Annotated in this window: 20 protein-coding genes; 11 read left to right on the top strand and 9 right to left on the bottom strand. The window is 65.7% G+C overall.

Features of this window, described 5'->3' with window-relative positions; all coding sequences use genetic code 11:
- Window positions 1–489, top strand: a 489-nt coding sequence (locus ABZW16_RS34855; RefSeq protein ID WP_354960375.1) for a hypothetical protein, incomplete at its 5' end; no start/stop codon positions are given.
- 167 nt (window positions 490–656) lie between these two features.
- Here ABZW16_RS34855 and ABZW16_RS34860 read toward each other — a convergent pair.
- From ABZW16_RS34860 to infC, 4 genes are all read right to left on the bottom strand, one after another.
- On the bottom strand, window positions 657–1,454 hold the full coding sequence (locus ABZW16_RS34860) for an RNA methyltransferase (RefSeq protein WP_354960376.1): 798 nt from the start codon (window positions 1,452–1,454) through the stop codon (window positions 657–659).
- A 38-nt stretch (window positions 1,455–1,492) separates the two neighbouring features.
- On the bottom strand, window positions 1,493–1,873 hold the full coding sequence (gene rplT, locus ABZW16_RS34865; protein WP_354960377.1) for a 50S ribosomal protein L20: 381 nt from the start codon (window positions 1,871–1,873) through the stop codon (window positions 1,493–1,495).
- Between the two features lie 127 nt (window positions 1,874–2,000).
- Window positions 2,001–2,195: a 50S ribosomal protein L35 gene (gene rpmI, locus ABZW16_RS34870; RefSeq protein WP_328411703.1), complete on the bottom strand. Its 195-nt coding sequence runs from the start codon at window positions 2,193–2,195 to the stop codon at window positions 2,001–2,003.
- A gap of 59 nt (window positions 2,196–2,254) precedes the next feature.
- Window positions 2,255–2,941: a translation initiation factor IF-3 gene (gene infC / locus ABZW16_RS34875; protein ID WP_354960394.1), complete on the bottom strand. Its 687-nt coding sequence runs from the start codon at window positions 2,939–2,941 to the stop codon at window positions 2,255–2,257.
- A 338-nt stretch (window positions 2,942–3,279) separates the two neighbouring features.
- Here infC and ABZW16_RS34880 point away from each other — a divergent pair, with 338 nt between their 5' ends.
- The 4 genes from ABZW16_RS34880 to ABZW16_RS34895 all read left to right on the top strand — a co-directional run bounded on the left by ABZW16_RS34880 (window position 3,280) and on the right by ABZW16_RS34895 (window position 6,864).
- Window positions 3,280–3,630 (top strand): DUF1844 domain-containing protein, encoded by a 351-nt coding sequence (locus ABZW16_RS34880; RefSeq protein WP_354960378.1) that lies wholly within the window; start codon window positions 3,280–3,282, stop codon window positions 3,628–3,630.
- Window positions 3,631–3,693: 63 nt separating this feature from the next.
- On the top strand, window positions 3,694–4,308 hold the full coding sequence (locus ABZW16_RS34885) for a TetR family transcriptional regulator (protein ID WP_354960379.1): 615 nt from the start codon (window positions 3,694–3,696) through the stop codon (window positions 4,306–4,308).
- Between the two features lie 42 nt (window positions 4,309–4,350).
- Complete coding sequence (locus ABZW16_RS34890; protein WP_354960380.1) at window positions 4,351–5,898, top strand: FAD-dependent monooxygenase; 1,548 nt, start codon at window positions 4,351–4,353, stop codon at window positions 5,896–5,898.
- A 258-nt stretch (window positions 5,899–6,156) separates the two neighbouring features.
- The gene (locus tag ABZW16_RS34895; RefSeq protein WP_354960381.1) at window positions 6,157–6,864 is read left to right on the top strand and encodes an alpha/beta hydrolase; all 708 of its coding nucleotides are present in this window, start codon (window positions 6,157–6,159) and stop codon (window positions 6,862–6,864) included.
- A 4-nt stretch (window positions 6,865–6,868) separates the two neighbouring features.
- Here ABZW16_RS34895 and ABZW16_RS34900 read toward each other — a convergent pair whose 3' ends face one another.
- Window positions 6,869–7,426: a dihydrofolate reductase family protein gene (locus tag ABZW16_RS34900; RefSeq protein WP_354960382.1), complete on the bottom strand. Its 558-nt coding sequence runs from the start codon at window positions 7,424–7,426 to the stop codon at window positions 6,869–6,871.
- 200 nt (window positions 7,427–7,626) lie between these two features.
- Between ABZW16_RS34900 and ABZW16_RS34905 the strand changes: the two genes are divergently transcribed.
- Window positions 7,627–8,010 carry a DoxX family protein gene (locus ABZW16_RS34905; RefSeq protein ID WP_354960384.1) on the top strand — a complete coding sequence of 128 codons (384 nt, stop codon included), beginning with the start codon at window positions 7,627–7,629 and terminating at the stop codon, window positions 8,008–8,010.
- Window positions 8,011–8,230: 220 nt separating this feature from the next.
- Here the strand turns inward: ABZW16_RS34905 and uvrA are convergent, their stop codons facing one another.
- Complete coding sequence (gene uvrA / locus ABZW16_RS34910; protein ID WP_354960385.1) at window positions 8,231–11,266, bottom strand: excinuclease ABC subunit UvrA; 3,036 nt, start codon at window positions 11,264–11,266, stop codon at window positions 8,231–8,233.
- Window positions 11,267–11,382: 116 nt separating this feature from the next.
- Window positions 11,383–13,479 (bottom strand): glycogen debranching N-terminal domain-containing protein, encoded by a 2,097-nt coding sequence (locus tag ABZW16_RS34915; protein WP_354960386.1) that lies wholly within the window; start codon window positions 13,477–13,479, stop codon window positions 11,383–11,385.
- Window positions 13,480–14,270: 791 nt separating this feature from the next.
- Between ABZW16_RS34915 and ABZW16_RS34920 the strand changes: the two genes are divergently transcribed.
- A complete protein-coding gene (locus tag ABZW16_RS34920) occupies window positions 14,271–14,903 on the top strand; it encodes a response regulator transcription factor (protein WP_354960387.1) in 633 nt (210 codons plus the stop codon).
- Here ABZW16_RS34920 and ABZW16_RS34925 read toward each other — a convergent pair.
- Window positions 14,900–15,682, bottom strand: a complete 783-nt coding sequence (locus ABZW16_RS34925) for a sigma 54 modulation/S30EA ribosomal C-terminal domain-containing protein (RefSeq protein ID WP_354960388.1) — start codon at window positions 15,680–15,682, stop codon at window positions 14,900–14,902. The genes ABZW16_RS34920 and ABZW16_RS34925 overlap by 4 nt on opposite strands.
- Before the next feature lie 136 nt (window positions 15,683–15,818).
- On the opposite strand from ABZW16_RS34925, the gene ABZW16_RS34930 reads away from it, so the two are divergent.
- Window positions 15,819–17,558, top strand: coding sequence for a GAF domain-containing sensor histidine kinase (locus ABZW16_RS34930; protein ID WP_354960389.1), 1,740 nt, complete (start codon window positions 15,819–15,821; stop codon window positions 17,556–17,558).
- Window positions 17,559–17,571: 13 nt separating this feature from the next.
- Here the strand turns inward: ABZW16_RS34930 and ABZW16_RS34935 are convergent, their stop codons facing one another.
- On the bottom strand, window positions 17,572–18,762 hold the full coding sequence (locus ABZW16_RS34935) for a beta-ketoacyl synthase N-terminal-like domain-containing protein (protein WP_354960390.1): 1,191 nt from the start codon (window positions 18,760–18,762) through the stop codon (window positions 17,572–17,574).
- Window positions 18,763–18,976: 214 nt separating this feature from the next.
- Here ABZW16_RS34935 and ABZW16_RS34940 point away from each other — a divergent pair, with 214 nt between their 5' ends.
- The 3 genes from ABZW16_RS34940 (at window position 18,977) to ABZW16_RS34950 (ending at window position 23,064) form a co-directional block, all read left to right on the top strand.
- The gene (locus ABZW16_RS34940) at window positions 18,977–20,320 is read left to right on the top strand and encodes a diguanylate cyclase (RefSeq protein WP_354960391.1); all 1,344 of its coding nucleotides are present in this window, start codon (window positions 18,977–18,979) and stop codon (window positions 20,318–20,320) included.
- Window positions 20,321–20,328: 8 nt separating this feature from the next.
- Complete coding sequence (locus ABZW16_RS34945; protein ID WP_354960392.1) at window positions 20,329–20,676, top strand: antibiotic biosynthesis monooxygenase; 348 nt, start codon at window positions 20,329–20,331, stop codon at window positions 20,674–20,676.
- A gap of 84 nt (window positions 20,677–20,760) precedes the next feature.
- Window positions 20,761–23,064, top strand: a complete 2,304-nt coding sequence (locus ABZW16_RS34950) for an ATP-binding domain-containing protein (RefSeq protein WP_354960393.1) — start codon at window positions 20,761–20,763, stop codon at window positions 23,062–23,064.
- Window positions 23,065–23,200 lie beyond the last annotated feature (136 nt).

The following is a 23,200-nucleotide window of genomic DNA, read 5'->3' on the forward strand; positions in this document are numbered from 1 at the left end:
CACCCACCACCCCGTGGCCTGCGACATCAACTGAAACTGGATCGAAAACAACCCGGACTCAAAGACCGGGTGGTCCCGTCATCGGGGACCGGTCACCTCCTTTATGAGCTGACCGACGATTGGGCACCGATCGGCACCTTCGACGGAATGGTGGCGGCCATAACCCCCGAAAACTATTCGCGGGAAACGGTCTTGGAGACGATTCGGGAACTTGCATCCAAGGGGTACATACGATTCGGAGCCTTCCCGGGCGGGGGCCGGTCGTGGGAGCCATGGGATGCCTCTATCAACGAGTCGATTGGGCGAATTGCTCACGGCTACAATGGCGTCCGCGGATATTTGGACATCTCTGATGACGAAATCGGCTCCAATGAGGTGTTCCGAGCCGATCTCATTGAACAGGGCGAACGAAGGGCCTCCGAACTCGGGAACCCTTACGAGAGGTATGGCGATCCCTGGACAGGTAAGCCTCGCCAGGTCCGCGACTGACCCTTTTGCCTCAATCCCACGTAGCGTATTCATGCCGCGCTGTCGGGTATGAGTAGGCAGTAGTGGTTGGTGGGTAGTCCGTTGTGGTGGGTCCTGACGGGTTCGTCGGGTATCTTGGTGTGGACCGCTAGTCGAACCGGCGAGAATCAGGGGAGTTCGCGCCCCGCCTATTTCGTGTGCTGAACCCGCGCACTCGCGTACAGGCAGATAGCGGCTGCGGCGGCGAGGTTGAGACTCTCGGCGCGGCCGTGGATCGGGATACGCACCCGGTGGTCGGCCCGGGCGGCGACCGACGGATCCAGGCCGTGCGCCTCGTTGCCGAACAGCCAGGCCACCGGACCGGCCAGCAGTTCATCGGCCTCGTCCAGACCGACCTCACCATTGGCGGCGGTAGCGAGTATCTTAATGCCTTCTGCCACAACGGCATCGAGCACTTCGCCGATATCGCGGTGCCGCGCGATCGGTACATGGAACAGGCTGCCCGCACTAGCACGCACGCATTTGCCATTGTGCGGATCGACCGTATCCCCCGCCAGCACAACGCCATTCGCGCCCACCGCGTCGGCGACTCGAATAAGGGTGCCCGCATTACCGGGTTCGGCGATCTCCACCGGGATGGCGAGTAGCGTCGGCCGCTCGGCCAGTACGTCCGTCAGCGGAACGTCGACCTGGTCGCACACCGCGACAAGCCCCGGCGCAGTGACGGTTTCACCGAGATGTTCGGCGGCGCGCTCGCTCACCAGCGTGGTGCGCACGCCCGCGGCGGCGGCACCGGCGATCAGCTCGTGCTCCCGCGTGGCGGCGTGCATCGAATAGAACAGCTCCCGCACCCGCCCCGTATCCAACGCCGCCGCAACCGAATTCGCACCCTCGGCGAGGAACAGCCCGGTCTTGCGGCGGGCAACGGAACGATGGAGCTTGACAGCGGAAACGACCCGCGGATTGCGCTCGGAGAGCGCGTCCACGGGTCGTTCCGAATGCTGTGTCGTCACGCAGCGGCGAATCAGGCAGCCGGGGCGTTGACGTCCTGCGGGAGCGCAGCCTTGGCGACGGCGACCAGACCCGCGAACGCCTCGGCGTCGGAAACGGCAAGCTCGGCGAGGATCTTGCGGTCCACCTCGACACCGGCGGCCTTCAGGCCCTGGATGAAGCGGTTGTAGGTGATGTCGTTGATGCGCGCCGCAGCGTTGATGCGGGCAATCCACAGCTTGCGGAAGTCACCCTTGCGCGCCCGGCGGTCCCGGTAGGCGTAGGTGAGCGAGTGCAGCTGCTGTTCCTTGGCCTTGCGGTACAGCCGCGAGCGCTGGCCACGGTAGCCCTTGGAGGCCTCGAGAACGGAACGACGCTTCTTCTGAGCGTTGACGGCCCTTTTGACGCGTGCCATGGGTCAGTCCTTTTAGATCTAGGGGGCGCATGCGTAGCGCCCCGAAAATTGGTCGGTGGTCGGCGTCCGGAGTCCCGGTCGCGCGGGTGCTTGCCTTCGAGCGACCTATCGACGGTCGCTTGCGATCTCAGAGACCGAGCAGGCGCTTGACGCGAGGGACGTCAACAGACGCGACGGACTCCGTGCCGTCCAGACGACGAGTCCGGCGGGTGGACTTGTGCTCGAGCAGGTGGCGACGGTTCGCCTGCTGACGCAGCAGCTTGCCACGGCCCGAAACCTTGAATCGCTTCGAGGCGCCGCTGTGGCTCTTCATCTTCGGCATGGATTCCTCTATCTGTCTCGTACCGGTGGTCCTCGCGGACCACCGGTTTCTGATCGGTATTACTGCGGGTCGGCCGAGGCGGCCTGCTCGGCTGCCGGCGCGTCCGCAGCCGGTGCGGGAGCGGCCGGAGCCTCGGTGGCGGCAGGACGCGGTGCCCGCGAATCCTCCTGCGCCTTCACCCGCGTCTTCGCACCCTTGTGGGGCGCGAGGACCATGGTCATATTGCGACCGTCCTGCTTGGCGGAGGTCTCGACGAAACCCAACTCGGCGACGTCGGAGGCCAGACGCTGCAGCAGCCGGAAGCCCAGCTCGGGGCGCGACTGCTCACGACCGCGGAACATGATCGTCACCTTGACCTTGGAACCCGCCTCGAGGAAGCGAACAACGTTGCGCTTCTTGGTCTCGTAGTCGTGGTCGTCGATCTTGGGACGGAGCTTCTGCTCCTTGATCACGGTCTGCACCTGGTTCTTGCGAGACTCGCGCGCCTTCTGCGCCGTCTCGTACTTGAACTTGCCGTAGTCCATGATCTTGCAGACCGGTGGACGGGCATCCGGCGCAACCTCGACCAGGTCGAGGTCCGCCTCGAGGGCGACGCGTAGTGCATCTTCAACACGCACGATCCCAACCTGTTCACCACCCGGTCCGATGAGTCGGACCTCGGGAACGCGGATGCGATCGTTGATGCGGGTCTCAGTGCTGATGGGGCCTCCTAGGTCAAGCGGTGTCGTCCGACGACCGCACGCAATAACTGCAACCCCTTTTCAACGCAAAAGCCCCGGTGCGGTATTCCGCCTCGGGGCCCGAGTCGACCGGCCTTCGACCACGAGCAGCTCGTGTCGACCTTGTCCGTGACGATCCCCAACGAGGACCCTCTGCACAAGAAAACCGCCCCGGAAGGGCGGATGACCGGACCGTTTAACCAGTACGATTGCTCGTCGGCAACGGTGGGAGTCGGGCTCCACTTATCAGCCCCGAGCAAGCCCGGGGCGGTCGTCAGCGGAAAGTCTAACATTCCCGCTCGCTATCGCCGAATCGCCCCGCCCCGCCGAGCGCGCCCGCCCACCACGATGCCATCCTCGTGCACATGAGTGACGAGGCAGTATCCGACGCGACCGAGGTCCGCGAGCTGGCCGATATCCCGGCGGTCGAGATCATCAGCCGCGCCGCGATGATGTTGATGAGCGCGGCGGCGGAGAAGCTCGGACTCGCCGACGAGGATCCGGACAACAGCCCACGCCGCGATCTGGACGAGGCGCGTCGCCTGATCACCGCACTCGCCGGACTGATCACCTCGTCGATCGAATACTTCGGGCCGCACGCCGGTCCCTACCGTGACGGCCTGAAGTCGCTGCAACTCGCCTTCCGCGAGGCCTCGGCACATCCCGACGAGCCCGGCAAGGGGCCGGGCGAGAAGTACACCGGTCCGATCTACTGATCCCGAAAAATTGCCCGCCGGGCAATCTTGCCCGTCGGGCAAGATTGCGGCTAAGCTTGTGTCATGTCGGACGAACAGCTCGGTCTTCGTGAACGCAAGAAACGCGATACGCGCCTGGCGCTGAGCGATGCCGCGCTGGAGCTGGCGTTCGCCCGCGGCCTCGGGAATATCACCAGGGACGACATCGCCGCCCGTGCGGGCGTGTCCGTGCGGACCTTCAACAACTACTTCACCGGCAAGCACGAGGCGCTGGTCTACCGGCAGGTCGAGCGGGTCAGGCGCAGCCTCGCCATACTCCGCGGGCGGCCGGCCGATGAACCGCTGTGGATCTCGATCCGCACGGCCATCGTCGAACCGCTGGAGGCCGATGGCGCCGAACTCGCACCGCCGCGGCCGGAACAACTCGCGGTGATCCGCGAACTGCTGGACGCTCCGGAGACGCGAGTCGCGTTGTCCAAGGGCGTATTCGACGACTGGGTCGAGGCGATCGCCGAACGCACCGGCACCGATCCGGTGCGCGACCTGTACCCACGCCTGGTCGCCGGGGCGCTCGGCGCCGTCCATCAGGCCGCGACCGAAACCTATGTCCACGCGGATCCGCCGGTGCTGATCACCGCACTCCTGCGGCAGGCCATCGATGATGTGGCCGCCGGACTTCCGGCGCCCACGACCGACTGAATCTCCACAAATCACACAATGAAATAAAGGGGTCTATTCGCCATGCCCGAAAACTCTGTCAACGTCATCATTTCCGGCGCCGGACCGAACGGTCTCATGCTCGCATGCGAACTCGCACTTGCCGGAGTTCATCCGATCGTACTGGAAAAACTCGACGAACCGAGCGCCGAGCCGAAAGCGAACGGCCTTGTCGGCCAGGTGATTCGGCTGCTCGATATGCGCGGTCTCTATCACGAATTCGGCGGCGCGCCCGGTGTGCCCCGTGCGCTGCCGGGCTATGGGTTCAGCGGCATTCCGATGTCGTTCGCGCAACTGCGCGAAAATCCGATGTATATGCTGATGCTCCCGCAGCCGAAGTTGGTGCGCCTGTTGGAAAAACGGGCACTGGAACTGGGCGTGGAGATCCGGTGGGGGCATGAGCTGACCGAGCTGGTACGGCACGATGATCGCGTGACGGTGTCGGTGACCGGTCCCGACGGCGACTACGAGATCGACACCACCTTCCTGATCGGGGCGGACGGCGGCAAGAGCGTGGTCCGCAAGCGCGCTGGAATCGATTTTCCCGGAAGCACATTCGAGGGCTCGACCACTCGGATGGCGCATGTCAGCCTGCCCGAAGAGCTGCGCACCGCCGACCGCGGTATCGAGATTCCCGGCTTCGGGAGGCTTCCGTTCGGACACAATCGCTTCGAGCACGGCGGCTTTGTCTTCGCCGAGCTCGAACCCGGCCGACCGATCGTCGCCACCATCGAATTCGATACCGAACCAGTGCCGGAGGAGGTGGCGATGACGGTGGCTGAGCTGCGCGACAGCGTGCGGCGGGTACTCGGTGTCGACGTGCCGATCCAACCGCCGCACGGTCCGGGCCCGCATGCGCTGCGCCGGATCACCGGCCAGAACACCCGGCAGGCCGAACGCTATCGCGACGGCTCCGTTTTCCTCGTCGGCGATGCCGCACATGTGCACTCCGCCATGGGCGGACCCGGCCTCAATCTGGGATTGCAGGACGCGGCCAATCTCGGCTGGAAGCTTGCCGCACACGTGAACGGCTGGGCGCCAACGGGATTGCTCGATACCTACCAGTCCGAGCGCTATCCGGTCGGCGAGCGCGTCATGATGCACTCGCTGTCGCAACTCGCCCTGATGGCCCCCGGCCCGCAGGTCACCGCCATGCGCAAACTCTTCACCGAACTACTCGAAATCCCGGCCACCACCGCCCATATCGCAAACCTGCTCGCCGGATCCGATGTCCACTACGACATCGGCGACCCGCATCCGCTGGCCGGATATCTGGTCCCCGAACTGTCCATCGAAATCGAAGGCCGAGCGGCGCGCGTCGCCGACCTCCTGCACGGAGCACGACCGGCGCTGCTCGTCCTCGCGGACGACACCGGCTTCGCCGAGCTCGCCGAGCCCTGGCGCGATCGCGTCGATACGGTAGTCGCGACCAGCCCCGACGCCCCCGCCGACGCGCTGCTCATTCGACCGGACGGGTATATCGCGTGGGCTGCCAGCACGGCCGGACAACCCGATGCCGATCGGCTCATGAGTGCACTGACGCGCTGGTTCGGCGCGCCCATGACCTCTTGATACCGGACTGATTCCGCAGCGCCGCAGACTGGACGCAGCGATGTCCGCATCGTCCCTGGGCAGGCTGCGACCGAAGCGGGGTTGCGGCGCGGGGCAAGCCCCGAGGTTCACGGTCGCGCTTATCACGGAACGATCTCGCCCGGCCGATTCGGTTCACCTCATGAACAATGAAAGGCGTTGTACGCGTGGACATCTCGACAACCAGCCGAATTGCTGGGCAATTGTGTTCTCGGAGGTTCGGCATGCGATGCTCACGCGATGGCACGGATACTTCTGATTCCCGGATTCTGGCTCGGCGCGTGGGCATGGGACGACGTCGCGGATGATCTGCGCGGCCGGGGTGACGATGTGCTGGCACTGACCTTGCCCGGACTCGATCCGGACGATGACGACCGGCTCGACGCCACCCTGGAATTACAGGCGCAGGCCATTCTCGACGCCATTGCCCCAGATGAAGCAGTGGTGGTCGTCGCGCACTCCGGCGGCGCGGCGGCCGCCTATCTCGCGACCGATATCGCCCCAGAACGCTTCAGCCGCGGCATCTATGTCGACGCCGCTCCGCTCCCCAATGGTTTCATTCTCAATTCCGCCCTGGACGAATCGATTCGCGAACTCGCACTGCCGGATTGGGGCCGGTTGGAGGCCGAGGGCAATAGCCTCACCGGACTGGACGAGGCGTCCCTGACCCGCTTCCGCGAGCGCGCCGTCTCCGAACCCACCGGGGTCGCCGCCGCTCCCCTGCAGCTCAGCGATTCACCTGCGCGCCTTGTCATCCCGACCACGGTGATCTGCAACAGCATCACCGCCGATCTGGTCAAAAAGCTCCGCGACGCGGGCCGGGAACCGATGTTCGCCGAGTTGGCCAAGATAGATGCCGAATACCTCGATCTACCCACCGGACATTGGCCGATGTGGTCCAAATACAAGGAGCTCGCCGAGCTGATCCATACGGTCGCGAACCGCTGAGGCATCAGGTTGCGCTCGGTCGGTATCGGACGTTGACGACCGAGACGGGATCGCCCGCACCGACTCGGCGGAGGCGGATCGGCGCACCGCCCGGGTTGTCGTACAGCCGGATGCCCTCGCCGAGCAGGATCGGTGCAATGTGGAGGTCGATCTCGTCGATCAGTCCCAGTTCGAGGAACTGACGGCCAATGGTTGGCGAGAACACTTCGAGGTTCTTGCCGCCCGCCGCCGCCAGCCCGATCCGCACCGCCTCGGCGGGGTCACAGGTCAGGAAGGTGACTCCGTCGGCGGGTGTCGCGTCCTCGGGGTGATGGGTCAGCACGAAGACCGGTCCGTGCCAGGCGCCGCCATACGGGCGGCTTTCGCCCCCGGCGTCCCAACCGTCCCGACCCGCGAGCACGGCACCAGTGGTATCGACGTACTCCCCGATCAGCCCTTGACGGATCGAGAATCCGGTCATCCATTCCATCGAATGGTTCGGCCCCGCCACGAAACCGTCCAGCGACATTGTGAAGTGCCACAACACTTTTCCATCTGCTACCTGCGGCTCAGTGTCGACCATGCGCAGCCCTCGCAATCTGCTTGCGTTTTGCAATCGGTAGAACCGACCGTAGATCATCCGATGGCAGATTGCAACCAGATCGAGGATCAGGTGGTTGCGCAGCGAGCGGCCTGCTTGTGGCGCACGTCATGAATCCGGGTTGTCACAAGGATCGCGGCACCGGCGTCTTGTGGGCGAACCGCTCACGAAGGAGAAAACTCATGAATGTCGCCTTGTGGATCTGCGCCGGACTGCTGGCCACAGTCGCCCTGTTCGGCGGCATCACCAAAACGTTTGTGCCCAGGGAGAAGCTGGCCGCCGCCCCCGGCGGGGCATGGACCGGCGAGATCAGCGCTGGCTTCGTCAAATCCCTCGGAGTCCTCGAGATCCTGGCCGCGGCCGGTCTGATCCTGCCCGCCGTGCTCGATATCGCACCGGTGATGGTGCCGGTGACCGCCATCTGCTGGATAGCGCTGATGGTCGGTGCCATGATCACCCATCTCCGCCACGGCGAACGCCTGCCGGTAGTGGTGAATCTGGTCTATCTCGCCGTGGCCGTGTTCGTGGCATGGGGCCGCCTCGGCCCCCAGTCCTTCATCGGCTGACCGAGTGAGGCAGCTTCCGGAACACCACCCGACCTGACGCGGGGTCCTGCACCTGGTGATCGTCGCGGATCGGAACACAGCCGAGGCGGTCACCATTCGACGCGGGTCGAGCCATACGACCCGCGCCCATAGCTCATTGGTGAATGTATCGACACACCCCTTGCCGCACCGTTACACCCCGTAGAGCGTGTAGGCGCGACAAGGGGCGCGCGGCCCGAGATCAGCGCAGAGCAGCGGCCTTTCGGGAGGCGCGCTTTGCGGCGGCGGCGTTGGGTGCGGGGATCTTGGTCGCTGCTGCCTTCGCGGTCGAGGAGTTGTTCGCCGCCGCTTTGGCAGCGGTCTTCTTCGCCGGAGCCTTCTTCGCCGCCTTTTTGGCGGGCGCCTTCGGCGCGGTCGCGGCGGGTAGCGCCAAGACCTCCTTCAGGAACTGACCGGTGTAGCTGCCGCCAACCACCGCAACATCTTCTGGGGCACCCTCGGCCACGACCGTGCCACCGCCGGAGCCGCCCTCGGGGCCCATATCGATCACCCAGTCCGAGGTCTTGATGACGTCCAGGTTGTGCTCGATGACGATGACCGTATTGCCCTTGTCCACCAGTCCATTGATGACCAGCAGCAGCTTTCGGATGTCCTCGAAGTGCAGGCCGGTGGTCGGCTCGTCGAGGATGTAGACGGTTCGGCCGGTCGAGCGCTTCTGTAGTTCGGCCGCCAATTTCACGCGCTGCGCTTCACCACCGGAAAGCGTCGGTGCGCTCTGGCCCAGGCGGACATAGCCCAAACCGACGTCGACCAGCGTCTTGAGGTACCGGTGGATCGAGGTGACCGGCTCGAAGAATTCTGCCGCCTCCTCGATCGACATATCCAGCACCTCGGCGATGGTCTTGCCCTTGTAGTGCACCTCCAGGGTTTCCCGGTTGTACCGGGCGCCGTGGCACACCTCGCACGGTACATATACATCGGGCAGGAAGTTCATCTCGATCTTCAAAGTGCCGTCGCCCGAACATGCTTCGCAGCGGCCGCCCTTGACATTGAACGAGAACCGGCCGGGCTGGTAGCCGCGCACCTTGGCCTCGGTGGTCGCGGCGAACAGGGTGCGGATCTTGTCGAAAACACCGGTGTAGGTGGCCGGATTCGAGCGCGGCGTGCGTCCGATCGGGGACTGATCCACCTGCACCAGCTTGTCCAGATGATCGAGTCCATTGATCCGCATATGCCGACCCGGCACCTGCCGTGCACCGTTGAGCTTGTTCGCCAGCACGGTCGCCAAGATGTCGTTGACCAGTGTGGACTTACCCGAACCCGATACACCGGTGACCGCGGTGAGCACGCCGAGCGGGAAGCTCACATCGATTCCGCGCAGGTTGTGCTCATTCGCCCCGACGACGGTGAGCTGCCGCTTCTTGCTGACCGGCCGCCGCACCATCGGCACCTCGATCCGCTCGCGGCCCGAAAGATAAGCGCCGGTGAGCGAATTCGCATCGGTCAGCAGTTCCTGGTACGGACCGCTGTGCACCACCTGACCGCCGTGCTCACCGGCCAGCGGACCGATATCGACCACCCAGTCCGAGGCCCGGATGGTGTCCTCATCGTGTTCGACCACGATCAGCGTATTGCCGAGATTCCGCAGCCGAGTGAGGGTTTCGATGAGCCGACGGTTATCGCGCTGATGCAGACCGATCGACGGTTCGTCCAGCACATACAGCACCCCGACCAGTCCGGACCCGATCTGGGTCGCCAACCGGATGCGCTGCGCCTCACCACCGGACAGCGTCGCCGCCGCCCGCGACAGGCTCAAATACTCCAGCCCGACATCCAACAGGAACCCGAGCCGCGCCTGCACTTCCTTGAGCACCTGCCCGGCGATGGCGGTCTCCCGCTCCCCCAGGGTCAGCGCGTTCAGGAATGCCGAGCAATCACCGATCGACAGGTCGCTCACATCGGCAATGGACTTCTGCTCACCGCCCGATGCGATGGTGACGGCCAGAATCTCGGGCCGCAGCCGAGCCCCATTGCAGACCGGGCACGGCACATCGCGCATATACCCGTCGTAATGCTCTTTCATCTGCTCGGATTCGGTGTTCTCCATGCGCCGCTGCAGGAACGGCATCACACCCTCGAAATCGGCATAATACGAACGCTTCCGGCCGTACCGGTTGGTATAGGAGACGTGCACCTGATCAGAGCTGCCCTCCAGCACCGCCTTGCGCGCCTTCGGCGGCAGATCCTGCCACGGCGTATCCATGGAGAAGCCAATGGATTCGGCCAGACCCGACAGCAGCCTGGTGAAATATTCGGCGGTCTGCCCGCGCGACCACGGTGCGATCGCGCCATCGGCCAGGCTCAGCTCGGGATCCGGCACCACCAGATCCGGGTCGACCTCTTTGCGGATACCCAGACCTGTGCAGTCGGGGCATGCGCCGTAGGGCGAGTTGAACGAGAACGAGCGCGGTTCGAGATCCTCGATATCGAGGGGGTGCCCATTGGGGCAGGCCAGCCGTTCGGAGAAGCGGCGTTCACGATCGTGCGCATGCTCGTCGCGGTCGACGAAGTCCAGTACCACGATGCCATCGGCCAGCCGCAGCGCGGTCTCGATCGAATCGGTCAGGCGCTGTTTGGAACTCGGCTTCACCTGGAGCCGGTCCACCACGACCTCGACGTCGTGCTTCTCCTGCTTCTTCAGCTTCGGCGGATCGGTCAGCGGATACACCACGCCGTCGACCCGGACTCGCGAATATCCTTGGGAGTTCAGCTGATCGAACAGATCGACGAATTCACCCTTGCGCGTGCGCACCACCGGCGCGAGCACCTGGAATTTGATGCCCTCCTCCATGGCGAGCACCTGGTCCACGATCTGCTGCGGGGTCTGCTTGGCGATGAGCTCACCGCAGACCGGGCAGTGCGGGGTACCGGCGCGGGCGTAGAGCAGACGGAGGTAGTCGTAGACCTCGGTGATGGTGCCGACGGTGGAACGGGGGTTGCGATTGGTCGACTTCTGATCGATCGAGACCGCGGGCGAGAGGCCCTCGATGAAGTCGACATCCGGCTTGTCCATCTGCCCGAGGAACTGGCGGGCGTAGGCCGATAGCGATTCGACATAGCGGCGCTGTCCCTCGGCGAAGATCGTGTCGAAGGCGAGGCTGGACTTGCCCGAACCGGATAGACCGGTGAACACGATGAGACTGTCGCGGGGCAGATCGAGGTCGATCCCCTTGAGGTTGTGCTCCCGAGCTCCGCGCACAGTGAGGCGTTCCGCCACCAGGTGGTCCCTTCTCGATCGTGTCGGTTCAACAGACGTGATACCCCCAGCGCCATGCTAGGCCGACCCACCGACAAGTTTCCCCGCGCGCCGCGCACACCGGGCATCCGCCCAGGTCAAGTATCCGATCGACGCAACTTTCCTGACAACCCGCTGAGCTGCCACCCCTCATTGTCCACGGTGACCGTGAGCACATCCGCCCCCACCCGCACCCCGCTCACCCGCAGCGGCAGATACCGGTCCGGCACCGCGGGCGCGACCGAGGCCGACCCGCCGCCGGGTTCGAGCCGCAACATGCTCCGCATGAACAGCAGCGGCGCCGCGGACGCCCACGCCTGCGGTGAGCAGGAGGTCGGATACGGCACCGGCGCGTCGAATTCCGCGCGGTCGAATCCGCTGAACAGCTCGGGCAGTCGATAGCCGAATCGGGTCGACGCGTCGAGCACCCCGTCGATCACGCGGTTGGCGTGTTCGGTGTAGCCGTAGCGCATCAGCCCGGCGGCGCAGATCGCATTGTCGTGCGGCCACACCGAGCCGTTGTGATAGCTGACCGGGTTGTAAGCGCCCATATCGGTGGCCAGTGTGCGGATCCCGAACCCGCTGAACATCTGCGGCGACAGCAGATGGTCCGCGACCCGGCCCGCCTTGTCCTCATCGATGATCCCGGTCCACAGGCAGTGCCCGATATTGGAGGTCAGCGCGTCGATCGGCCGCTTGTCCCGATCCAGGCCGATGGCGAACCAACCCTGCTCGGGCAGCCAGAACGCGGTATTGAAGGTGGCCTTCAGCGCGGCCGCCTTGGTACGGAACCGATCCGCGATCGCGTGATCGCCCATATCGACCGCCAGCGCCGCCCGCGCCAGATACGCGGCGTACACATACCCCTGCACCTCGGCCAGCGCGATCGGCGCCTCGGGCAATCGGCCGTCGGCGAAATTCACCCCGTCCCAGGAGTCCTTCCAGCCCTGATTCGCCAACCCGTGCTCGGCCGCGCGCTCGTATTCGACGAATCCGTCACCGTCCACATCACCGAAGCGCTCGATCCATTCCAGTGCCCGATCCGCATGCGGCAGCAGCTCGTCCCGGGTTTCGGCATCGAGTCCCCATCGGTGCAGCTCACCCAGCAACATCACGAACAGCGGTGTGGCGTCGGCGGTTCCGTAGTACACGGTGTCACCGCCGAGCAGCAGCGTCGCCGCCCGCCCGAATCGCACCTCGTGCGGAATCCGGCCCGGCTGTTCCTCGGTCACCTCGCGAATCTCACTGCCCTGCAAGCCGGCCAGGCTCTGCAAGGTGCCGACGGCCAACCTCCGATCCAGCGGCAACACCATCCAGGAAGTGAGCAGCGAGTCCCGCCCGAACAGCGCCATGAACCACGGCGCACCGGCGGCGACCACCGCCCGCTCCGGATGCCCCGGGTCGAAGATGCGCAGCGCACCGAGATCGACGACGGCGCGGCGCAATACCGCGGCCAGCGTCTCGTCCCCGGTCCGGACCAGCGGCGAGTTCTCGTACCATTCCCGCATCCGCCGCGCTGGCGCGCTGTGCGATACCGGCTTCCCGCACACATGCCGCGGCGTCACGGGCGATCCCAGCATCGGCTGGTACTGAATGCACGCCGACCAATCACCGCGGCCCGGCAGATCCACCTCCCACCGCAATTCGCGATCGGTCGCGGTCGCCCCCGCGGCGGTCACCGTCACCGCCAAGGCCAGATCGGTCCGGCTGATCTCGAGCGAGCCCGCCATCGCCTTGCTCTTGGTGACCACAACGGTGTCGCCGACCCGCCCCTCCTTCACCTCGAACAGATCCGCGAAATCGGCGTCGAGCTCCAACGCGACCACACAGCTGATGGCCGCACCGGAAAGATTGCGCACCGTCAGGTCCTCGCGCATACCGTCGCCGACATGCCGAGCGACGCTCACCAGCGCGGTGCTGTCGGCGCGCCCCGGCCGCGGCGGCGTTCTGGCCAGCAGCGTCGCACTGTAGGGCTCTGCATGCTGGACGGTGAGCGGCTGCGGCGGCAATCCGTCGACGGTCAGCCGCCATCGCGACAGCACCCTGGTATCGCGAACGAACAGTCCCTCGGGACGATTCGGGCTGATGACACCGCCGTCCTCACTGATGCAGAACGTCGATCCCTCGACCAGGGTCACCCCGGCGACCGCCCGCGGCGCGCCCGGATCGACACCGTCACCCCATGGGCCCGTCAAGCGACCGGCGAGGGCAGCATGGCCCGGCTCGAGCGCTCACCGCGCGGTTCCGGATCGTCGGGGCCCCTCAGTGGACGCACCCGCTCAGTGTAATAGCGGCACTCCCCGGATTCGCGGATCTCGGTGATCATCACCAGTTTTCGATGCGCGAGCCCGGCAACTGGACCGCACGGTGCACGCCCTGCTCCGCGTTCATCCGATGGACGGACCCGACACGAGTTTGCCGACCACCGCTTCGGTGCCGCCGTACGCGAGCGGCGGTACCGGCACTCACGGTGGCACGATCAGTCCGATTCTCATGGGCAAGTCCATTCTTCGGGCACCGGCTGCGCATCGAAAGCCGGGATCTCCAGAATGGTCCGACCGTGCGCCAGCCGCCATTGCACGCCGCACGTTCGGCAGCCGAACAGGGTATCCCGAAGGTCGTCCAAGGTGCCGATGGCGTCCGAACCACAATCGGGACAGCTCTCCGGCGGACCGAAAATATTGCCGAAATCGAGCTGCGCTGAATATGTCATTGTTCGAGATAACTGTGCATGGGGCCCTCCAGGCCACGCTGCCAAAGACCTCTATGAATGACTTTCGGCCATAGCATACCTGGAACCATGATTCATACAAAGCCTTTCGCGCGGTCGGTTTCTACCGGAGTTCCGTAACTCGCGCTGGTAAATTCGAGTCGGCAATTACTCGAAATTGTCAGCTCCGGCATACCGGTGTGCGCCGCGACGAGATACCTTGTCGGAGTGAGACAATCAGGGGCGCGAGATCCCCTGCAGCACATGGGAGGTCGCGTGATCACTGTGTTCCTCGTCGACGACCACGAGATCGTCCGACGCGGCCTCGTCGACCTGCTGGAGAGCGATCCGGAACTCACGGTGATCGGCCAGGCGGGCGACGTCGCCACCGCCATGACGGGCATTCACGCGCTGCAACCCGATGTGGCCGTACTGGACGTCCGACTACCCGACGGGAACGGCATCGAACTGTGCCGCGATCTGCTCGCCGAAATCGACGGTTTGCATTGTCTCATTTTGACGTCCTACACCGACGAGCACGCCATGCTGGACGCGATCCTGGCGGGCGCGAGCGGCTATGTCGTGAAGAACATCAAGGGCATGGAATTGGCGGCCGCCATCAAGGAGGTCGGCGCCGGTCGTTCGCTCTTGGATAACCGCGCGGCAATCGCGCTCAAAGCGCGGCTGCGCAGCAGCACCGAAAACGACGGACCACTCGCCGGACTCACCGAACAAGAACGCCGACTGCTCGCATTGCTCGGCGAGGGATTGACCAATCGGCAGATCGCGGCGCGAATGTTCTTGGCGGAGAAGACCGTCAAGAATTACGTATCCCGCTTGCTCGCCAAACTCGGCATGGAACGGCGTACCCAGGCCGCGGTGCTGGCCTCCAAACTGCGGGAGGGTTAACCGACCGGAATGACGATCGTGAGATCCCCGTCGTAGCGGCGGTACAGCAGCCTGCCCCGACCGGTATCTGCGTCGGTGAAGAACAGGAACGGCAGGCCATTGCGGCACAGCCTGGTCACCGCCGCCTCTTCGAGTAGCGTCGGCGCTGGCTGGGCAGTCATGATCACCGGGAGCGAATTCACCGTCAGCGGCCTATCCGTCGGGGCCTCCGGCGCGATAGTGGTGCGCTGCCTGGCCATCTGGATGCCCAGTGAATCAGCCCAGGACACCACGGCATCCTCACCGGTCTCGGCATCGATGAAAAGGTATGCGTCGTAATCCATCGCATCCAACACCGCGGTCGCCTCGGCGGGCGTACCAGTCAGCAACGCACAGTGCTTCCTCCGCACGATCGGGCGCGGCTCGGTGACCCGGGCCAGGGGCGGACGCGCCGGATCGGGCCACTCGCGTGACTGCTTGGTCGCCAGCCGGGCGATCTGGCGGTCCAGCCGTTCGACGGCGAAGGTCACCGCGAAGCCGCGCGGCCCGGTGACCTGCACCCGGGTCGGGGTGTCGTGTATGCGAATGTTGGCCTGTACCAACGTCGGTTCGTCCGCATCCACCGGTGCGGTCACCCGCACCCGTGCCGCCGCGTCGAGGTGATGTCGGCGCAGCACGCGACCGATCCCCCGCACAGCCCTGGTCACATCCGCGGGCGGCACCGCGCCCCGGGTGGTCACGGCCAGTTCGGGATCGGCGGCGGTTGCCCACACCTCCGACGAACGCAACGGCGAATTCATAGGACAACCCTACTTTCTATTCCCGGTGCGACCATGCCATCACTGCTCCGACGTCGCGAACAGGGCCGAAAGTCCCCGATCGGCCAACTAGACTGGCCTAGGCGCTGTTGCGCACACACCAGAACAGGATGCCGACATGACCGAAGAGTTGGGTAGCGGCCCCTATTCGGTACGCGACACGCTCTCGCAACTGCGGCTCCGGGAGCTCCTGTCGGAGGTCAAGGAACGCGTCGAGCTGATCATCGATTCACGCGACCGGATGGACGGCTTGGTCGAGGCGATGCTGACTGTCACCTCGGGCCTCGATCTCGACGAAACCCTGCGCGCCATCGTGCACACCGCGACCAGCCTGGTCGACGCCCGCTATGGCGCGCTGGCCGTGCGCGGCCACGAACAGCAGGTCACGCAGTTCCTCGATGAGGGCATCGACGATAAGACCAGGGAAGCCATCGGCCGGCTCCCCGCCGGACACGGCGTACTCGGCGAGGTGTTCTCCCAGCCCAAACCGCTGCGCCTCGACGAACTGTCGAAACATCCGGCATCGGTGGGCTTTCCGGCACACCACCCGCCGATGCACACGTTCCTCGGTGTGCCCGTGCGCATCCGCGACGAAGTCTTCGGCAGCCTCTACCTGACCGAGAAGGCCAATGGCCAGCCCTTCACCGAGGACGACGATGTGCTCGTGCAGGCCTTGGCGGCCGCCGCCGGTATCGCGGTCGACAATGCCAGGCTCTATGAATCGGCGCGCACCAGACAGGCCTGGATCGAGGCCACCCGCGATATCGCCACCGAATTCCTCGCAGGCAGCGAACCCGATCTGGTGCTCGCGCATGTGGTCGATCACGCGCGCCTGCTCACCGGATCGCACCAATCGTTCCTCGCCAGCACCGCCGCCCCGCAACCGCAGCTCGCGGCGGTATCCGAACTGGTCATTACCCAATGGTCCGGTCCGGGTAGCGGATTCGACGGGCTGACCGTGGACGCCGAGGGCACCGCACTCGGCGAGGCCTTCACCCGCCGCACACCGCTGCGCTTCGACGATGCCGCGCTGATCGATCTCGGTGTGCCGCTCGACGATATCGGGCCCGCGCTGATCCTGCCGCTGTGCACTCCCGACGCCACCCTCGGCACGCTGGTCACCGTGCGGCCGATCGGGTCGCCGCCCTATACCGATGAACTGGTCGAGCTGACCAACGCCTTCACCGATCAGGCCGCACTCGCCATGCAGCTGGCCGAAACCCAGCGCCGGATGCGCGAACTCGATATCCTCGCCGACCGCGACCGCATCGCCCGCGACCTGCACGACCATGTGATACAGCGGCTGTTCGCGATCGGACTGAGACTGCAGGGCGTGCTGCCGCGGGCCGAGGTTCCCGAAGTGCGCCAGCATCTTTCGACGGTCATCAGTGATCTGCAGGAAGTGGTCCAGGAGATCCGGACCTCGATCTTCGATCTGCACGGCGGCAATGGCAGCAGCATCCGGCTACAGCAGCGGATCGAGGACGCGGTGCGCCAGCAGAGTGCCGACGCACCGCTACGGGCCACCGTGCAGGTGACCGGTCCGCTGTCGGTGCTGGAGGCCGAACTGGCCGATCACGCGGAGGCGGTGGTGCGCGAGGCGGTGAGCAATGCGGTGCGGCATTCCGGCGCGGCGAACGTCACGGTGGAGATCAGCGTGGCCGACGACCTGACCATCGTGGTCACCGATGACGGCTGGGGCATCCCGAATCACGTGATCCGCCGCGGATTGCGGAATCTGGAGCAGCGGGCCGAAAAGTCGGACGGTCACTTCACCATCGGACCGGCGGTGGCGGGTACGCACGAACCGGACGCCATGCCCGGGACGAAGTTGTGCTGGTCGGTCCCCCTGCCGTGAGCATCGGCCGGGCTCAGTCGACCGGACCGAGCACCACCATCGAATTGTTCCCGCCCATACCGAGCGACAGCTTCACCGTGATCCCGCCCGCGAACGGCGTCGGACCGTCCAGCAGCCGCTCATACCCGGTCGCGACGATGGGTGCGGCGGGCACGATGCCCCGGTCGTAGCCCAGTGCCGCGGCGGCCACCTCGATACCGGCCGCCGCGCCCTGGCAGTGGCCGGTCAGCGGTTTGATCGAATAGACCTGCGGTCGATCGTCGAACATCCGCGCGAGCAGATCCCGCTCGGCCACATCGCATTGCCACGTGCCGGTGCCGTGTGCGTTGAAGTACCGCACATCCGCGGTGTCGACGCCGGCGGCGGCGAGCGCGCGCCGTGCGCAGTCGAAGATCCAGGTGTGCCCGGGATCGACCGATACCACGTGATAGGCGTCATTGGTCATACCACCGCCGAGCACCGCGGTGTAGGGCCGCTCGACCGAGCGAGTCAGGATGAAGGCGATCGACGCCTCGCCCATGCCGAAACCGCGGCTGCCCTCTTGGAAGGGGCGACAGGCGCGCAGCGGTTCGGTATCGCCGACCGCGGCACCGAGCCGGACGAAGTGCTCGAGCACCTCGGGGGTGGCCGACATATCGGTGGCCACGCAGATCACATCATCGGCGACACCGCTGTCCAGCCATAGTTGAGCGGTGATCAGTGCGACATTCGCCGAACCGCACGACGCCGAGATATTCATCGAGGGACCATGGAAGCCGAATTCCTGCTGCAGCACCGAGATCGGGGTGGAGGGCAATAGTGGCAGGTAGTCGCGGGAGCGCCGGTGCCCGTGATCGGCGAGGTAGTAATCGCGCCAATTGGCGACGTCGCCGAGCACCGTCGCGTGCAGCACGCCGACGGTGCCTCCCGGCCGCCAGCCGCGCGCGGACGCGTCGGCGATCGCCTCGCGACCCGCCTCCTGCAGCGCGCGCCCGTAGTTGCTGCTGCTCACCACGGGATCGCCGCCATCGGGAATCAGCGCCACCCAGGCGTGCTCATCGCGGCCCGCACCGTAGCCGGGTTGCAGCGTGGCCGCCGACTTACCGCTCAGCAACCCGTGCCACAGGGCCTCCCGACCCCAGCCGTACCCGGTAACGGCACCGATTCCGGCGATCGTCATATGATCGTGACGGTGCTCTTCGCGCTTCGAGTTGGTACCCGGCATGGCATCGTTCCTTCACCGACCTCCCCGGGCCGACGGACGTTCGGCTCGGGAATGTGCGCAGATCCGGGCTTTGTAATGATCATCGGATAGTGCCCGATGAAGTGCCCGAACTGTGATCGAAGCAATAGCGTGGACGATGTGATCTTGTAGACGTCGAGACCAGAATAATCCCATGTTCCAATGGCCATAACCGGGTCGACGATCGGGGGTTCGAGTGGATCAGGACAAGGCGGCCGACGTCGGTATCGAGGCCGAACAGCTTGCGCAGCGCTACCGATCCCTGGTCGAGCACACCCCGGACGGGATCGTGGTACACGAGCGCGGCACCATCGTCTACGCCAACCAGGCCACCATGCGCATGCTGGCCGCCGAGAGCTCCGACCAGGTGATCGGCCAGCCGCTGACCCGCTTCATCCACCCCGATTCGGTGCCCGGCATGCTGGCCGGCACCAGTGACCTGACCTTCGCGGGCGCCGCCTCCGAACCCACCGAAATGGAGCTGGTCCGGGTCGACGGCGATACCGTCCCGGTCGAGACGGTATCGGTGCTCACCGCATGGCACGACCATCTCGCCTATCAGGTGGTCATCCACGATCTCACCGCGCAGCGCGCCGCCGAGGCCGCGCAACGCCGGGCCGAACAGCATTTCACCACCGTCGTCTCGCAGTTGGAGGAGGGCGTGGTGGTGATCGATCGGGACGGCCGCATCGAATCGGCCAATCCCGCGGCCGCGCGCATCTTCGGCTCCGACGACCGCCGCGAAATCATCGGCGCCACCATCGACGAACTGCCGCTGGTGCTGCTCGACGCCAATGCCCAGCCACTGCCGCCGAGCAGGCATCCCGTCGCGCGGACCCTGGCGACCGGCGAGACGATCACCGGCTATATCTTCGGCGTCGACCGCCAGGACGGACAGCGCCGCTGGCTCTCGGGCAGCTCGCGCCTGCTCAATCCGGGCGATCCGGATTCGCCCGCGGTGTCGTCATTCGCCGACATCACCGAATTCCGGGCCAGCCGAAGGCAACTGGAGTATCAGGCCACCCACGACTCGCTGACCGGACTGGCCAACCGTTCGCTGATCCTGTCCCAGCTCGCCAATGCGCTGGCCAGCAGCGCGGATCTGCCGGTTTCGACGGTGCTGTTCATCGACCTGGACGGCTTCAAGGCGATCAACGACACCCTCGGCCACGCGATCGGCGACACCGTATTGCAGATCGTGGCCCAGCGACTGCAGCGTGCGTTGCGCGGCACCGATCTGGTCGGACGGCTCGGCGGCGACGAATTCCTGGTGCTGCTCGCCGGACGGACCCGGCGCGTCGATATCGACGCCCTGGTGCGGCGGCTGCGCTCGACCATGGCAGAACCGATCATCGCCCGCGGGCACCGGATCGAGGTGAACGCTTCGATCGGCGTCACCGAACTCGAGGAAGGCGACAACCGCACACCCGAGGCGGTATTGCACGACGCCGATCTGGCGATGTACCGGGCCAAGCCGACCGGACGCCGGGAAGGCACCGATCCACTGGGCCGCAGACCCAATAACACCCACGCTTCCTGAAGGTTTTCATGATCATCGAACACGCCCTGCTCCCCGTGCACCCCGAACAGTCGGCGGCCTTCGAGACAGCGTTCGCCGAGGCCAGGCCGATCATCGCGAGTATGCCCGGCTTCCGGTCGCTATCGCTGTCGCGCTGCGTCGAGGCGCCCGACACCTACTTACTGCTGGTGGGATGGGAGCGACTGGCCGATCATGTTGATGGTTTCCGCGGGTCCGCGGGATACCAGCGCTGGAAGCAGTTGCTGCACCACTTCTACGATCCGTTTCCCGTCGTCCAACACTTCATCCCGGTCCCGGACAATCCACTCACGGACCCTCTACCTGCGGTTACAGCGAGCACGCCGAACCAGCAGTAGACTCGACAACTCTGTTTTCCGAGCGTTCGCGGGCAACGTAGTCTGCGTGTGCACCCGGCTCATCGCGGTGACAAGGAGTTCAGTTTGCCCGACCGTCTCACTCAGGACCGTGCCGTACCCGACGGCGCACCCGAGCGGAACCGCGAGATCGACCAGGAGCAGACATATCTGTCGGTGCTCTATGAACGACTCGACGGTATGCGCGAATACGCCACGAATAGACTGCGCACCGTCCTGCTGGAAACCGGTGGCACCCCGCAGGCCCGCACCGAACGCGAATCGTTCAGCCAGCTCTACTCCGAGGACCTGGCCAAATACGACGCCGCCGAGCACGGTCTGTGTTTCGGCCGCATCGACCTCGACGGCGACTCGGATGCCGAGTACCGCTATATCGGCCGCCTCGGCATCCTCGACGAGAAGGACGACTACGAGACGCTGCTGCTGGATTGGCGTGCGCCCCTTGCCCGTCCGTTCTATCTCGCGACGACCGCCGCCCCGGACGGGGTGGTCCGGCGTCGGCATATCCGATCCCGCAATCGGCGGGTCACGGCCATCAACGACGAATACCTGGACCTCGAGGCCGCCCGCACCGCAGGTGTGACCGCTGGCGAGGGCGGGGTCGGCAGCGAGAGCGCGCTGCTCTCGGCGCTCAATGCCGCCCGCACCGGCCATATGAACGACATTGTCGAGACCATCCAGAGCGAGCAGGACGCGATCATTCGCTCCGAGCACAAGAGTGTGCTGGTGGTCCAGGGCGGTCCCGGCACCGGCAAGACCGCCGTCGCGCTGCACCGCGCGGCCTACCTGCTCTACACCTACCGCCAGCAGCTGGCCAAGAGCGGCGTGCTGATCATCGGTCCCAACGCCACCTTCCTCGACTACATCGGCCAGGTGCTGCCCTCGCTCGGTGAGACCGGTGTGCTGCTGTCCACCATCGGCGATCTGTATCCGGGGGTTAAGGCCACCCGCGAGGATTCGCTGGGCGCCGGGGAGATCAAGGGCTCGCTGGCCATGCTGGAGGTGCTCAAACAGGCGGTGCGCGACCGTCAGGAGGTACCCGCCGAACCGATCCGGCTGAGCTTCGACGGCTACCCGGTCACCCTCGACCGCAAGATCGCCACCAAGGCCCGCGGCCGGGCGCGCTCATCGCGGCGTCCGCACAATCTGGCCCGCCCGATCTTCGCCTCCTCGGTTATCGACGCACTCACCGAACAGCTGGCCCAGACCATGGGCGCGGATCTGTCCGGGGGCCAAAGTCTGCTCAGCCGAACCGATCTCGCCGAGATCCGGGACGAAATGCGCGCCGACCCGGAAATCCAGGCGGCCATCGGCAAACTGTGGCCGATCCTGTCACCACAGGACGTGCTCGCCGAACTGCTGGCCGATCCGAAGCGACTCGACCGCGCCGCGAGCAGTCTGGACCCGGCAGACCGGGCCGAGCTGGAGCGCTCGGACAACGGTGAGTTCAGCGCACCCGACGCACCGCTGCTCGACGAGCTCGCCGAACTGCTCGGCATCGACGACACCGAGGAACGCGAACGCGCCCGCCGCCGCTGGCGGGCGCAGCTGGCCGAGGCCCAGGACGCGCTCGACATCCTGACCGGTTCGGCCCCACAGGATCTCGAGGACGAACTCGATCCGGAGATCTTGATGGCCTACGACCTGATCGATGCCAGCCAGCTGGCCGAACGTCAGGATGTGCGCAACCGGCAGACAACCGCGGAACGCGCTGCGGGCGACCGCAATTGGACCTACGGCCATGTGATCGTCGATGAGGCGCAAGAGCTTTCGGAGATGGCCTGGCGGATGGTGATGCGCCGCATTCCGAACCGGTGGGTCACGGTGGTCGGCGATGTCGCCCAGACCGGCGATCCGGCGGGCGCGTCGTCCTGGCAGGCGATGCTGGAACCCTATGTGGCGCAACGGTGGAAGCGCACCGAGTTGACCGTGAACTACCGGACCCCCGCGGAGATCATGGCGGTCGCCGCCGATGTGCTCGCCGCGATCGATCCGAGTGCGGCCGTGCCGCGGTCGGTACGCGAGACGGGCGTGAAACCACGCGCACACGGCGTCGAACCGAGCGAATTGCGCAGCACGGTAGCGGATTTGGTCGCGGCCGAGACCGGACCCGGCACCACCGCGGTCATCACACCGCACGCGCTGGTCGCCGATTTCACCGGGCTGGCTGGCGAATCCGTCCGGGTGCTGACGGTGCACGAGGTCAAGGGTCTGGAATTCGACGCGGTCTATCTGGTCGAACCCCAGGGCATTCTCGACGAATCACCGCGCGGGCTCAACGACCTCTACGTGGCACTGACCCGAGCGACCCAGCGACTCGCGGTGGTGCACACCGCGGAGCTGCCGCCGGTGCTCGGCGCACTGGACTGAGTTCCGACCACGAAAACAACAGCCGCACATCCCCGACCAAACGGGGATGTGCGGCGGCCGCAGCGGGTTTAACCAACCAGTCGGTGTGCACAAACAGCCCATACGAACGCCACATGCGCGACACAACCGAGGGCCC

The organism is Nocardia sp. NPDC004604 (assembly GCF_040609795.1).
Taxonomy (GTDB): Bacteria; Actinomycetota; Actinomycetes; order Mycobacteriales; family Mycobacteriaceae; genus Nocardia.